The 14,520-nt window shown below is 31.1% G+C and carries 18 protein-coding genes; 16 read left to right on the top strand and 2 right to left on the bottom strand.

The features are described from left to right. Positions 1-169 precede the first annotated feature (169 nt). Positions 170-583 carry a hypothetical protein gene (locus tag WFZ86_RS03490; RefSeq protein WP_342690644.1) on the top strand — a complete coding sequence of 138 codons (414 nt, stop codon included), beginning with the start codon at positions 170-172 and terminating at the stop codon, positions 581-583. A gap of 384 nt (positions 584-967) precedes the next feature. Next, positions 968-1,258, top strand: a complete 291-nt coding sequence (locus tag WFZ86_RS20480) for a hypothetical protein (RefSeq protein ID WP_483788273.1) — start codon at positions 968-970, stop codon at positions 1,256-1,258. A gap of 146 nt (positions 1,259-1,404) precedes the next feature. On the opposite strand, the gene WFZ86_RS03495 is transcribed toward WFZ86_RS20480, so the two are convergent. Then, positions 1,405-1,827 (bottom strand): group II intron maturase-specific domain-containing protein, encoded by a 423-nt coding sequence (locus WFZ86_RS03495; RefSeq protein WP_425402855.1) that lies wholly within the window; start codon positions 1,825-1,827, stop codon positions 1,405-1,407. 31 nt (positions 1,828-1,858) lie between these two features. Further along, positions 1,859-2,209, bottom strand: a complete 351-nt coding sequence (locus WFZ86_RS20395) for a transposase (RefSeq protein WP_483788274.1) — start codon at positions 2,207-2,209, stop codon at positions 1,859-1,861. 121 nt (positions 2,210-2,330) lie between these two features. On the opposite strand from WFZ86_RS20395, the gene WFZ86_RS03500 reads away from it, so the two are divergent. From WFZ86_RS03500 to WFZ86_RS03565, 14 genes are all read left to right on the top strand, one after another. Next, positions 2,331-3,110, top strand: coding sequence for a hypothetical protein (locus tag WFZ86_RS03500; protein ID WP_342690645.1), 780 nt, complete (start codon positions 2,331-2,333; stop codon positions 3,108-3,110). A gap of 15 nt (positions 3,111-3,125) precedes the next feature. Beyond that, positions 3,126-3,545, top strand: a complete 420-nt coding sequence (locus WFZ86_RS03505; RefSeq protein WP_342690646.1) for a hypothetical protein — start codon at positions 3,126-3,128, stop codon at positions 3,543-3,545. A 966-nt stretch (positions 3,546-4,511) separates the two neighbouring features. Then, positions 4,512-5,402 (top strand): hypothetical protein, encoded by an 891-nt coding sequence (locus WFZ86_RS03510; RefSeq protein WP_342690647.1) that lies wholly within the window; start codon positions 4,512-4,514, stop codon positions 5,400-5,402. A 164-nt stretch (positions 5,403-5,566) separates the two neighbouring features. Continuing rightward, the gene (locus WFZ86_RS03515) at positions 5,567-6,094 is read left to right on the top strand and encodes a hypothetical protein (protein ID WP_342690648.1); all 528 of its coding nucleotides are present in this window, start codon (positions 5,567-5,569) and stop codon (positions 6,092-6,094) included. A 150-nt stretch (positions 6,095-6,244) separates the two neighbouring features. Continuing rightward, the gene (locus WFZ86_RS03520; RefSeq protein WP_342690649.1) at positions 6,245-6,985 is read left to right on the top strand and encodes an HNH endonuclease; all 741 of its coding nucleotides are present in this window, start codon (positions 6,245-6,247) and stop codon (positions 6,983-6,985) included. Between the two features lie 144 nt (positions 6,986-7,129). Beyond that, the gene (locus tag WFZ86_RS03525; protein ID WP_342690650.1) at positions 7,130-7,633 is read left to right on the top strand and encodes a hypothetical protein; all 504 of its coding nucleotides are present in this window, start codon (positions 7,130-7,132) and stop codon (positions 7,631-7,633) included. A gap of 216 nt (positions 7,634-7,849) precedes the next feature. Continuing rightward, positions 7,850-8,335 carry a hypothetical protein gene (locus WFZ86_RS03530; protein WP_342690651.1) on the top strand — a complete coding sequence of 162 codons (486 nt, stop codon included), beginning with the start codon at positions 7,850-7,852 and terminating at the stop codon, positions 8,333-8,335. 539 nt (positions 8,336-8,874) lie between these two features. Continuing rightward, a complete protein-coding gene (locus tag WFZ86_RS03535) occupies positions 8,875-9,360 on the top strand; it encodes a hypothetical protein (RefSeq protein WP_342690652.1) in 486 nt (161 codons plus the stop codon). A 272-nt stretch (positions 9,361-9,632) separates the two neighbouring features. Continuing rightward, entirely contained in the window at positions 9,633-9,929 is a 297-nt protein-coding gene (locus WFZ86_RS03540; RefSeq protein ID WP_342690653.1) for a hypothetical protein, read from the top strand. Positions 9,930-10,150: 221 nt separating this feature from the next. Then, positions 10,151-10,567 (top strand): hypothetical protein, encoded by a 417-nt coding sequence (locus tag WFZ86_RS03545; protein ID WP_342690654.1) that lies wholly within the window; start codon positions 10,151-10,153, stop codon positions 10,565-10,567. Positions 10,568-11,001: 434 nt separating this feature from the next. Further along, positions 11,002-11,562, top strand: coding sequence for a hypothetical protein (locus WFZ86_RS03550; protein ID WP_342690655.1), 561 nt, complete (start codon positions 11,002-11,004; stop codon positions 11,560-11,562). 59 nt (positions 11,563-11,621) lie between these two features. Continuing rightward, positions 11,622-12,158, top strand: coding sequence for an STM3941 family protein (locus WFZ86_RS03555; RefSeq protein WP_342690656.1), 537 nt, complete (start codon positions 11,622-11,624; stop codon positions 12,156-12,158). A gap of 143 nt (positions 12,159-12,301) precedes the next feature. After that, positions 12,302-12,889: a hypothetical protein gene (locus WFZ86_RS03560; protein WP_342690657.1), complete on the top strand. Its 588-nt coding sequence runs from the start codon at positions 12,302-12,304 to the stop codon at positions 12,887-12,889. Positions 12,890-13,391: 502 nt separating this feature from the next. Next, a complete protein-coding gene (locus WFZ86_RS03565) occupies positions 13,392-14,117 on the top strand; it encodes a DNA/RNA non-specific endonuclease (protein ID WP_342690658.1) in 726 nt (241 codons plus the stop codon). Positions 14,118-14,520: the final 403 nt, after the last annotated feature.

A 14,520-nucleotide genomic window follows, 5' to 3' on the forward strand; every position in this document is an offset into this window, starting at 1 on the left:
TACATTGGTTATTGGTACATCCATAAATGTAAGTACATTTGTGTGATTTAATACTATGAAGAGCCGTGTGAAGGGAGACTTTCAAGCACGGTTCCGTGAGAACGTAAGGGTGAAATTCCATTGCGTGACTCGATTGGCAGACAGTCACAAATAACCGGTAAAAAATACTATGAAAAAAATATTATTATTTTCACTACTACTTTTTGCATTCTCTTGTAAAGTAGAAAAAGAGAAGGCTGACAATGGTCAAGATTTAGATGATACTTACATCCAAGAAATTGGAAATTCATATTATCCTGAGAAAATAGACGCAAGACCTAAGAAAGTGGGACCGCGTAATGAAGAAAAAGATTATATAATAGACATTACTAATAGTGATTCCTTAAAAGAAAACTCAATAAATCTTATATTGAATTCTAAAAATATTGCTTATTTATATAAAAAGCATTTAATAAAAAATCAGAGAATTCCAAAGAACATAATTGTAAATATCAAAAGGACAAATGGCAATAACGAAAGTTTTGAATTCGACGAAAAAGAATTAATAAAATTGGAAACTACAAAAGGGAAATCTGACCAATAACCGATCTGCCAACAGCTACAACGGATTTGGGCAATTGGCTTAATGGAAAGTTGGTCTTGTATTTGGGATGATTTGGCAAATCCGAAAATAGCGCTTAATTTAGCTCCAAACTGCTTGTAGCGTGGGAAAGTTGGTGGCAAGTTGCGCCGAAATTACGCAGATAACTCCGATTTGAAAGTAAATATTTGTTTCCGCCGAAAGTTTACAAAGCGGAAGCGTGAAAATTGGAATCTGCCAACAGACACGAGCGACAGCGAACAGGCGAAACAAATCTGAAAAAATGAAACTTAGAAAACGGAAGTGTGAAAATTGGACTTTGCCAACAGAAGTCGGAAAGTCGGAATATGAAAATTATTGATTATAAATTAAGTAACTAAAATAAATATGATTGCACCAAATATTTTACCACTTTTGATTTTGACACTTTTTGTTTTATTTGCCTGCCCTGTTCTAACAACGATTTTCATCTATTATCGTTTTAAATTAAGAACTAAATCCAAAAATCAAAAAATACTTGTTTCTTTTCTTTGTCCTATTTTGACGCTTACATTTATGTTTATTCTTCAAAAACAATTCCCTTTTACGATTGGAATTTATTTTATCTCATATTCGATAATAATTAGCATACTAACAATAATTGAAAATAGAAAACAAAAGAAAAAACTGAATTGTTAGAAATTAAAATTTAAAAAGTAAAAGTGTTAAAACTGGAATTGGCCAACAGAAGCGTGAAAAAATTGCGGTTTAATAGTAATTTCGACTAAACAACCGCCCTATAATCGAGTAGGCGGCTCCGCCCCGAACGGAACGGAGTGCGCCTCTCAAATGTTTACATTCACGAAAACCAAAAAAACAATAAAAACCTGAGTACACCACCGAGCGTACGGGTCATCCCGCAAGCTTTCGGGACAGGCTGTACTCGGCGGTTCGCAAAGAGATGGGTTAAGTTCGATGTAAACATCGGTTAAAGATTGATAGCCACGCTGTTTTAAGCGTTTCAAAGTAATGGTAGTACTCAAAATCGGACTCTGCGCAATTGCCCACCCGCCTTTGCGAGTGCGACTAAAAGCATAGGCGTGGTCTTGGTCAATGCCCAAGCGTATAAGATTCTTTCTCTTTCGCTCGGGTTTCTTCCAATCGTGCCAAATGCAATATCGAAGTCGGTTTCTAAGCCAGCCGTCTATATCACGTAGTTTGCCCATAATACTCGTTCCCCGAAAATAGTTTAACCATCCTCGTTGGATTTGCTTCGCCTATTCGCCTTTCAGGCTCGGGTCATTGATTTTTCGGATGCGTTCCTCGAGACTTTTCGGTGCGGTTTTGCGTGTCACTTCTTTTAAACTCTGCTTGAGTTTTGCCTAAGTGCAATTCTATATTACGAATGCTCTCTTTTTCTAGCTTTCTCGAACTTCTAAGGCCATTGAGATATCCATAAAGATAAAGTTTAAGAAATACTTTTGATTCAAAACTAGGAAGGCCTTCGCTTTTAAGAATACGAGTCGTAAAACCAAGCAATTCAAGCGAGATATGCTCTACGAAAGCTTCAAATAAAAGAACAGGATTATCAAGAGTAATTTTATCTTCTAAACTACTTAATTGTAACTGTTGGCGAGAGATTCCCGATATGTGTTACATACTTAAATATACAACTTTTCCTCCTCATGTAACTCAATTTTGACTACTTTTGAAAAACAATAAGCGGAGGTTTTTTCACAGACTGACGTTGGGCGATATTTTGACCAAAAAAATGAAAATAATTTATTACATATTACTTTTTGCATTTATTAGTTGCGGAAAATCAACATCTCAAAATCAAACATCAAGAGAACAAAGAGTTGAACTTGATTCTGAAAATAAATATTGGGATTCGATTTGTAAAGTAGAAATTAAAAATGCTGAAAAAGATATTAAACAAAATAAGTTAACATATTTTCATTCTTTCGGAATGGTAGTTCAATATCGAAGTAATGAGGAAATGAATAAGTTGCTTTCAAAATACAATATTAGAATCGATTCTGCTTTGTATTATTGCACAGTTCCAGGTGAATTACAGAATTGTTACGCAAATAAAATGGAACAAGAAATAGACAAACGATTTGGAAAAAATTTCATCGACTCATTGCGAACTGTTGCGGAAAAACAGTATGTAAAAAATAATCCGAATAAAATCTATGACTTTGAGGAATGCGATACATTATCTAGATATCCAAATGATAAAAATTATTCAGACTTTTTTAAAAATTATAAAAATGACTTTTTTAAAATTGCTGAATATCCGAAAGATTTTGAGTTTAGAAAGGAAAAAGATTCTTATTCTTGGATTTCAGCTGATTTCATTTTGCATAAAGACGGAACTGTTACAGACATAGATATTGAATTAACTTTTCAAAACAAAAAAAATTATAAATATTCTTCATACTTTACGAGTAAGTTAAAAGAATTTATATTAAAAACTAAATGGATTCCTGCTAAAAGTATGGGAGAAATTGTCAATAGCAAAGTACCGTTAACAATTCATTTTAAATAAACCAAAAATAAACTTATGAAAAAATTATTATTAATTGCCTTTTTTGGAATAATAGCTATCTCAAACGCACAAGAAAAAAATTCTAAAGCAAACAAACTTGACAATAAAATGTTTGGAAGTTGGAAAGGTTCTGAAAATGATAATCAAAGAAAAGGACTTGTCAAGTATTGGATTCAACATAGATTTGAAGATGGTACTTTTTTGCTTCTATTTACAGCAGTTGAAAATGGAGAAGTTGAAAGCTTTGTTGAGAAAGGACAATGGTGGATTGAAAATGGAGAATTTCACGAATTACATTTCAATTCGGGTAAAACAGATGTTTACACTTACACTTTTATCGATGATAATCACGTTAAATTTAAAGCTAAAAAAGTCGGAGTAAGTTTTGAAAATTCAGAATATGAATTTATCGACACAAAAATAGAAGACGAGTAAAAAAACATCGTCCAACAGCAGTTACACAAGATGCAAGGATTTAGTGGAATTGCAGTTTCGCATTGAACTTTTTGCTTAAATAGAAAATATGCAGTCACGAAGCCTTGCACCTCGTGTAGCTGCGAAACGGTGATGGCAAGTTGCGCCGAAATTACGCAGATAACTCCGATTTGAAAGTAAATATTTGTTTCCGCCGAAAGTTTACAAAGCGGAAGCGTGAAAATTGGAATGTGCCAACAAAAACGTAAAAAGTTAAAATTTAGAAAGAAGAAACGTGAAAATTGAAAGTGTGAAAATTGGAATTTCGACAAAACAATACAATGAAAATAATCTGTCAGTGTTTAAAATATGAAACGAATATTAGCATTTGGATTTATAAATAGTATAATACAAACTGTATTTTATTCCTTCCTTCTAGCACTAGTTTATTTAACGATAACTCTAAATCAAAAACTAATTATAGGAACTGTTTTCCCTTTTATTATTCTTGCTTTTTTCATTATCGCCTTAATTCAAAACGTGCTAACTTCAATATTGAACAGAAAAGCATTTAGTCGAATATTTTTTATCTTATCGGTCGGAATATTTTCATTACCTATTTTTAATCCATTTAGAATTTGGCTTTCTCTGCTGTTTTGTTTACTAATCGTTTTGATTTTATTAATTCCAAATTTTATAAAAAAGAATTTCGTTACAATTGAAACGGAAACTTGAAGACTGCGAACCGAAAAACAGAAGCGTGAAACTTTGCGGAAATTCGTAATTTCGACAGAACAACCAGCCACCAACACACATGGCTTTTACACAACTAAAAAAAGACTAAATCTAACTTTTAATCATTTTTTTAAAACAAATTACCCATTGAAAATAAGCATATTACATTTTAAATAATTTAATGAATCAGAATATTAAGAAGGAATTTTAGTTGTGCAACAAGCACACACGCTACAAGCAATTAAACAAACTATGAAGATAACATTCACAATTTTATTTACAATCTTGACTTCCCTTGTTTACAGTCAAGAAAACCAAAAATTAATAGATTTAGGTAAAGCATATAAAAACTTTATGTTCAGAAGTGAACCTCCAAAAGAAACTCTCAAAAATTTGAAAGAGAATATGCCAATTGGTTTACTTAAAACTAGTGGTTTTATTTTACAAACTCTAACAACAAAAAATGACCTTCTAAAAACGGAGTTTTTAAAATTGCCAGATCCCAAAACTTTGAAGAAAATTTATATAGTTAGAGCAATCAATTATAATATCCGAAAAGAAGAACAAATCGATAATAATAAATTGATAGACAGTTTAGAATTAAAAGACATTTCAAGAAATGAATTGGTCGATGCATATTATGATATATTATTTGCAGGTGTCGGTAATAAGAATCAACCATTCAACATGAAAAAAATAAATTTTGAGTTGAATAACTACAACTTAGAAAATGATACGGAGAAAGGTATTTTCTTCATGGAATGCATGAGTTTATGCGGTACTTCTATTTGGGGTTATATTAATGTCCCAAAACCACCAAATTATAAAGAAGCTTATAACTTAATAGAATTATACCCAAAATTTAACGGTTTAAACTACTTTGAATATACTGATTTGAACTTCCCAGATTTTGAAATGATAATTGATTCCGATAAAGGAAAGGAAAGCTATAAAGGATATTATATAAATAAGTTTTATGAAACTCTCCTTTATCATTTGATTTGCATAAAAAATGGATTTGGGTCTGAAAAAGACTTTGAAAAACTTCTAATAACATCAATTTTAAAAGACCAAAGCTTATACAAATACAGCAAGAATAAAGAGGTTTTGGAAAGCTTGTTTAAAACTGTAAAAAGAAATTAACTGCTGGTAACAGTGATTTCGCAAGATTTAGGCATTGGGCTTAATGGAAAGTTGGTTTTATATTTGGAAGATTTGGCTAATCCGAAAATAGGGCTTAATTTAGTCCCAAACCCGCTGTAGTGCCAAGACGTTAGCAGTCATTTAACCAACTGCAATCAAAAAAAATGAACTTAAAAAAGAATCAAGTGATAAAGTTTATTGAAGTTTTAAAAAAGTTTTTCACTAATTCATCATTTGAAAGTACCAAAAAAAATAATGAATTTGGCAGTAAAATTTATGGAGAAGAAGTGACTATAAAAAATTCAATTAAAATGAATTTTCAAGTTTTGCTTTTTTTCATAATCATTGACATTCTATTATTGAAAAATATTGAATCATATTCAAATAAGTCATTAACAATTATTTTTTGCGTAGTCATTTTGATTATACCAATTTTAAAAATGATTAATCAAAATCCAAAATTGATTATATCTAAAGCATCCATAATTTGTAATGGAAAATTAATAAAGTGGACTGATATTGATTCAACTTTGATAGAAGAAATAGACCCAAATGATGTTTCAAGTTATTATAAATTACTCATCGTTCTTAAAAACAATAAAAAAGTGAAAGTATCTTTGAGTGACCAAAATTATTCAGTTTTTGAAATAAGTCATATAATTGAACATTATAAAGAAATAAACGCCTGCTAACAGCCACTCCTATGATTTGGGCAATTGGCTTAATGGGAAGTTGGTTTTGTATTTAGCAGTTTAGTGATAACTGAAAAATAAATCTTAATTTAGAACCCAAACCCGCTGTAGTACCAGAACGTTAGACACAAGCATAGAAAACCGACAACAATGGCAATAACCGACAGAACGAGAAAAAGTCTTTGGGCAAAATCAGGCAACAGATGTTCAATCTGTAAAACAGAATTATTCTCAAATAAAGTTGACTCGGAAGAATTCAATATCGGTGAAGAGTGTCATATAATTAGCAGTAAAGACAACGGTCCAAGACATAAACCAAATATTTCCGACTATGACCTATTTGACAATCTAATTCTTTTGTGCAGAAATCATCATCGTGAAATTGACGAACTAACTGACACATACACAGAAGAACTTTTAAGATATATCAAGTTGAATCACGAAAAGTGGGTTCAGACAATAATCAATAATGCAATTAACTCTCAGAAAAAAGCTCAACCAAAATTCTTGACAAGAATAACTTCAGGAAAAGACTTATTAAACATCGTTTCAGATTCGCATGGCTATAGAACAGATTATGATGAAATAGAAAACGAAGAAGACGCTGAATATATAGGTGGTGTTCTACAAGATTTGGTTGACTATGGAGATATAAGCGGAATGGTTGAGACATATGACAAGGTAAAAATGGGGTTTGAACTCAACAAGCTATTAAAGGACTTGGAAGAAAAGGGCTATTACTTGTTTGGAGAAAAAGGGATTGAGCGAATGAAATTTTCAAATGGTGAGACTGACAAATGGTCAATAGCAACATTAGTAATTAAGAAAAAGGATAGTTCTGAAATTATAAAAGTAGATTTGAATGAAAGCGACAAGAATGCCAATGCCTAACAGCACCTACCCAAAAGTGGCGGTTCAGTGGTTAAATGAAGCTTTGTGCTTCGTATCAAGTTCAGTGGTGGCAGACAGTTTTCGTCTCCGAAATCGCCAACTTCTTGTAGCTGCAAACCGTTATAAGCCATTTACAAACCTACTATGAAAAAGACATTTAGCTTTACAATTCTACTTCTTTCTATTTTGACAAGTTGTGAAAAGAAAGTAGAAATTCCAATTAAATCAAAAATGGTTGCGAGATATATTGTGTTTGAAGATAGTATTAGTTCAAAACTTATCGAAGACTTAAAAAACGTGAAAGAGTTTGACAATAAGTACGAAGGTGATAAACCACCATTTAAATTGGATGGCAAATATTATAAATTTGAAAGAGAGTACAGATTAGATTCTGAAGGTTTTTTAAAAGTAGTAAAAGAGCATAATTATTATTCGTTTGATTATGCTGATTATGGAATAAAAAAAGATCCAATAAAAGATAGAGAAACTCTTGGACAAAGGTTTTCTCTAAAATTGTCTAACTCTCGGGAGAAAATAATTGATTGTGGCGATACACTTGAAATTGAAAAAGTTTATCCGAAAGAGAAACTTATTTTTGTAAAACAAGATAGGAAAGATGGTCGAATAAATATTTACGAATATCAATAAACGGCTTATAACAGGCGTTTGGCAAGATTGCGAATTTTGTAGTAAATACACGTTTGCTTTTCGCAAGAAATTTTATCTCTAACAGAAAATAATCGGTTCCGAAGTTCGCAACATCGCCAAGCGCTGGAACGTATTTGACTTGAACAACAACAGAAATAAATTAGTGATTTTAAATTTTATAAAATATTAATTAGAACTAAAACACAGAATAAAAAAGTGAACCAAAAGAAAAAAGAATATATAATTGAAAACCTAAAATGGCCAATTAATCATTATGATTATTCAGGCCATTATTTAGTTGCTCTAATGCCGATATGTTTAATTTTTGTTGGTATAACAGAATTTGAAAAAGAAGATTCGCTTTCTGTACTTTTAACAGGAATATTTTTTTTACTCTTTATAATTTACAGAATTGAAACTGAAAGAAAATTTACAGCATTAATTTTTAAAAAAGATTTATCTACTATCGAAATTGGAAAATTATTAGCAAAAAATAATGGATGGATTGTCCAAAATCAATTTGATGGAACTTTAGAATTATCTGCAAATCGTTCTATTGGTTACGGAGGAGAAATTGTTACGATTATTAGAACTGAAAAAGAAAAAATACTTATAAATACTCAACCTACGGGAAGAGCTCCATTTACTTTTTTTAAAGTAAATATAAACTATAATAAAATTAGAAAAATACTAGAAACCTAAATGTACTACTGCTAACACACGTGGCTTTTACACAACTAAAAAAAAGACTAAATCTAACTTTTAATCATTTTTTTAAAACAAATTACCCATTGAAAATAAGCATATTACATTTTAAATAATTTAATGAATCAGAATATTAAGAAGGAATTTTAGTTGTGCAACAAGCACACACGCTACAAGCAATTTGGGCATTTGGCATAATGGAAAAATTGGTTTGTATTTGGAAGATTTGGCAAATCCGAAAATAGGGCTTAATTTAGTCCCAAACGCGCTGTAGTGGCAGAATGTCAGTCTGTGAAAAAACTTTTTAAAATTTGGAAAGTATTCGGAAGGCTACTGGAGAAGAACATCAAATACAAGATTATCAATACGTTGACTTTATTTATTTTTTTCACAGACTGACGTTAGCAATAATACTCTCAAAAATTGCAGAAAATTTGAACTTAATTAAAACTAATCAGAATTTAAAAAAACTCCATTTCTTAATTCTAGGATTTGTGTTTTTGAATTTTACTATTCAAATAATTACAAATTATGGATTGAATACAAAACTAATATTCATTCTCAAATGCGTAATTTATCTTTCAGGAATTTCATTGTTTTTACTTAATAGAAAACCATTCAAAAAAATAACTTTCTATTACTCCTATTATTTATTTTCTTTTATCGTTCTAATTGTATTCAGAATTTTTGGTGGAATATTTTTAGGTTTATTATCATCAATAATTTTATTTCCCATATATCCAAAAGATGTTAAATATGAAAAAGACAACTTAAAAGTATATGAAAAATTCACAGGATTTTTAGGTGCGTGTTGTCAATATGAAATTGCAGAAAACAAACTTCTAATATTTGAAAAAATATGTGGAAAAATAAAAATTGAAGAAGGGATAGAAACTGAAAAAAGTGAAATAAAGATGATTAATAATATAATCGAATATAAGCACAAAATAAAAAAATATAATTACGAATCACAAATGGAAATTGAAACTGACACGTTAGAGAAAATTGAACTAAAGAAATAAGTACTACTGCTAACACACGTGGCTGTTGCACAACTAAAAAAAAGACTAAATCTAACTTTTAATCATTTTTTAAAAATCAAACAACACATTAAATGTCAGCGTGTTAAATTTTAAATAATTTGATAAATTAGAATATTAGGAGGGAATTTTAGTTATGCAACAAGCACACACGCTATTAGCAATTTGGGTATTTAACAAATCTATGAAGAGAGCTTAATTTATTACCAAAACCAGCTGTAATATCTAAACATTGAAGATAATTAAAATAAAATATGCATCAACGAATAACACAACACACCAACTCTAACATAGCTTTTTCATTAGGAATCATATCAATAATCTTATTAATCTTTTTAATTTGGGCAGTACTTGGACTCCATATTCCTAGTATGTTTACTGGAATTATTGGATTAACAATTGGACTTGTTTCAATAATTGGAATGACATATTCGTTCAAAAGCCTTCACGAACCTACTGGAATTAGAAGTGTATTTGGATTTATTATGAATGGTGGAATGACAATTCTATTTTTTATTACTTTAATTGGTTTTCTTTTAAGCAGTAATTAATTTACTTGCTACAACATTTAAAAAGAAATTAAAGAATTGTCTTTTCGTAATATCATTATTAGTCAAACCACACCTTAATTGAAAGTAGCACCATTTTCCCTATGCGCAATACAACCAAAATCTTTGACTTCAAAAACCAAATAGGCTTTCTGTTTGTTTGCTTGGTTTTATTTTCAAGTTGTAAAAAAGAGTTACCGCAAACCATCGAAAATCCAAAATTTGTGAGAACGTGGTATGACACTGTTCAAGGAATGCCTTTTAGAGCAAAATTAAGCATCAAGGAAAACAACAGCTTCGAATATTCAAGTCGAAGTTGCGAAAGCGGTTCCAAAAGCAGCGGAATATGGAAAATTGAAAAGGACACTATCATTTTAAATAGCATAAAACCAAAAAGATGTTTGTTTCAACATCCTTTTGGAGTGATTTGTATTCCTTTCAACGAGCCGTATAGTGGAGATTACAAAACAATAAAAGATTGTGAACCAAATGGTCGTGAAGCTACTTATGAAATTTTTGAGAATGAAAAATTTATCTTCAGAAATGACACGCTGATTCATACCAACAAAGTAAAAGACAATTGTCCCAACATTAGAATTGCCTTTTCAACAAAAGAGAAAGTTGGGCGAAGTAGTAAATAAAAACGTTTGACAACATCATTCCCAAAACAGCACTATTCAAAATGAATTTTGCTGTTTTTTTTATGTTATGAAAACCAAAACCTCCTCGCCTAGCCCCGATGGTAGTGGCATCCTTGCTTGGCGGGGTTCGACAAGCAAGATATAACGAACAGCGGGACGACTAGTGTGGTGCGTACTAAGGTGGTGCTCCTTGAAAGAACATTTACATTAACAATTCAAGTGTTTTTTTTACGACAATTTACTTTTAAAGAATTCTGAAAAGGAATAACAATAGGTTCTTTTTTTGTAAGCTGTCCGCATAAAAAAGAAATAGTTTTATTAGATTTACTACTCTTAAGAAAGATAAAACGAATTAATTCAAGGGCTTAGAATGACGAAGAGACTCGTATAAAAGGCTCCTAGATTTTTAACAACTATTTTGAAAAGCAATAAAAATGGGATTATTTAACCAATTCTTTGGAAAGAAATCAAACGATTCAAATCAAAAGATGCTGAAAGTGTCTATAAACGATTTAAACATCAGCATAAGTGAAACGCATGAAAAATTCATTCCTCTGAAAGACGAAATCGTAGCCTTTTTAGTAGACAAATTGCAAGATATTAACTTTTTAGAAAGAGAAATATTCGAGCGAAGTCAGAAGTTGAAAAACCCGAAAGACCCCAACCAAGTGCAACCTGGGGAAACCGAACTGTGGGACGAATATGCCGCTCGATACAAAGAACTACTTACCCCAATCGCTTTGAACCCTTCCGCAGGGGGCAGTTACTCTTTTGGCAATCCAGCAAAATACGATTATTTAAGCAATCCCGATACTGAAATTTTCTTCATAATGAAATCTTCAAACCGCGCAGTAGTAGAAACTCGCTATAAGTATGGTATAGGAGTGGTACAAAAACATCAATTTGTACTAAAAAAAGAGACGGAAAACTGGAAGATAGCATCCAAAAAATACGGCTTTAGTGATGAAACGACTTGGTATAAAGGTGACATCTAAAAACAGTAATAACAGCTTAGCTGTTTAATTATTTGTATTTCATTCAAATGACAAATCAAATGGAAAAAATTGAAATTTACTCTAGTAAAAAGAAATCATTGGTTTTATTATTAGGCGCTATTGTATTTGTTGCTCTAGGTTTTTGGCTAGTCATAGAAGCAGAGAACTTTACGGGTTGGAGAGCCAGAAATCCAATGTTAACTCGTGGTATTGGAGTGGCTTCGATTCTGTTTTTTGGATTAGGTGCATTTATAGCATTAAAAAGAGTCATTAAATCTGAAATCGCTCTGATTATTGCTCCCGAAGGATTGAACGTGAATCCAAAGAAATCATTGACAGACTATATCAAATGGAGTGAAATCAGTGGTTTTGATGAAATCAGCATTCAAAGTACAAGAATCATAATTATTGGTGTCAAAGATTCGGATTATTGGCTCGAAAAAGAGACCAATGGATTCAAACGTAAATTAATGCAGTTTAACATTAAGAACTACAATTCGCCTTTCAACATTTCAGCTAGTGGACTTACTATTGCTTCGGATGAACTCATAGCAACCTTGATTGAGTATTATGAACACTATAAAAATGAATCATAATTTCAATACTGTTGAAGAACCAAAAGTTTAGCGAGAATTCTTTTTTTATTGCAATTTAAATACATTATTTTTACTAAAACACTATTATACAGGTTATTGAATAAAACCCTATACTTGCTTGTGAAATTAAAATTCAAAACACTATGAGACATCTAATTTCTTCAATCCTCTATTTGACTTTTTTTGGTTATTCCTACTCCCAAACTACAGTTCCTGGATACTACATTACTAAAACGAATGATAGCATTAGTACCCAAATAAAAATGCCAAAATCAATTTTTGGAGCAGTTGATTTTTCAAAGTTTTTGTTTAAAGTTGAAGTTAATGATGGCCCTAACGAAACCAAAAAACTTAAGCCTGAGGATATAAAAAGTTTTGGTTTTATATATGACGAAAAAGCATATCAATTCTTTTCAAAGCCAACCATTACCGAAAAAAACCTGAGATTCCTTGAACCCTTAATTCTAGGCAAAAAAACTTGTTTATATCAGTTTCAAACTGTAAATCAAAACGGAGCTCCACTTGGTACTTTTTTTACCTTTGAAAAATCAGACGGTATCTACCTCTTTTTAAATACCGGAATAGGAAACTTAGAAAAATTTAAAAGTGCGCTAAAAGATTTTTACAAAGACAATCAGAAGTTACAAGAATTGATTGATACCAAGTTTCAACTTAAAAAAAATGTAAAAATTGATATAACGGAAATTGTACAAGCTGCCAATAAGTCGTAGCAAAATAAACTGTTTTGCGAAATAGTTAATATTACTTCACCGAATTTTACTAGAATAAACCACTAACAGAAATATAAAAAACACTATTGCTGTTTTTTTTATGTTATGAAAACCAAAACCCCTAGCCTGGCCCGATGGTAATCTACCGTATGGAGACAAATATTTTTATATTAAAATGGCACGCAGATTGGTCAGATTATCGCTAATTTTTTGGTTGTATATTAAAAATATTATTTATAAAAGTTATGTTTTTCAACACATTTTTTTAAAAGACTGTATTCTACAAGATATTCACTCTATTTTAAAAACGAAAGATGGTTCGTTTAACTTCAAGTTTTAAAAGCGCAGCAAATCAATACAACAGTAGTGAGAATTTATAATTCATATTCACTTCAATAAGTTAAAACACAATTTTGTTACTAACGAATAGAATTGTAAAGAAATTTTACATAACTTTCAACAAACAACTTAATATCAAATAGTTATGGATAATCCTTTTTTAATGCAGCCTGAACTTAGGTATGGTGCACCACCGTGCGACGAAATTTTAACCAATCGTTTTTTTACTATTGGATACTCGTGGTATTTCAGACAAGCTAAATGGGCCTTGGAGATAATAAATAGAAATAATTATCTTGTTGGAACAGTTCTCAATCCAGTTGAACGACTTGATAATTTCAGAGCAGATATAAGAATCCCACCACGATTTAGAGCAAGTTTAGATAATTATAAAGGTAGTGGATACGATCGAGGACATTTAGTATCAAGTGCTAATCAAATCAATCAATCAATTCAAAATAGTGAAACATTCCTACTCTCGAATATGACACCTCAAAAATCAGATCTAAATCGTGGTTTATGGAGTAAGCTGGAAGAAAAAGTCAGAGTTCTCAATTCTAAAGAAGAAATTTTAGAAACATACGTCCTTTCAGCACCAATATTTTACTTCAATAAAGCAATTGAAACAATTGGAAAGCATGATGATTTGGGAATTGATATTCCGATTCCGCACGCCTATGTAAAAAGTGTTTTAGCTGAAGATGACAAAGGACGTTTATCATTATGGACTTTTTTAATGGAAAATAAAGAACTAGATGGAAAAATAGATGACTATCTAGTGAAAACGTATGATGCTGAACAACTTGTCGGTGGAAGATTTTGGGACAGAATAAGCGGAACCGATTTACATGATCAAAAGAAAATAATTTCAAAAATATGGGATTATTAATTAAAAACTATCCCCAACAACTACAACCAATTTAAACAATATACATATGCTTCTGATTCAGCAAGTAGCATCCTGTTAACCTATAAAAAACAATTCGTTTTCTTTACAACACCAATCCTAAACAGCAATATTCTAAAAAAGAATGTTGCTGTTTTTTTATGTCATGAAAACCAAAACCCCTCGCCTAGCCCCGATGGTAGTGGCATCCTTGCTTGACGGGGTTCGACAAGCAAGATATAACGAACAGCGGGACGACTCGTGTGGTAGGCACAAAAGTGGTGCTCCTAGAGAATATTCGCTCTATTTTAAATCGAAAATTCTCTATTGGGTTTCCTTTTTTAAATTTCCAAAAACAGTCATCATTTTAGCCTTAAAAGCAGATCAATTCTTATAAAATTAACAT

Source organism: Flavobacterium polysaccharolyticum, assembly GCF_038739875.1.
GTDB lineage: Bacteria > Bacteroidota > Bacteroidia > Flavobacteriales > Flavobacteriaceae > Flavobacterium > Flavobacterium polysaccharolyticum.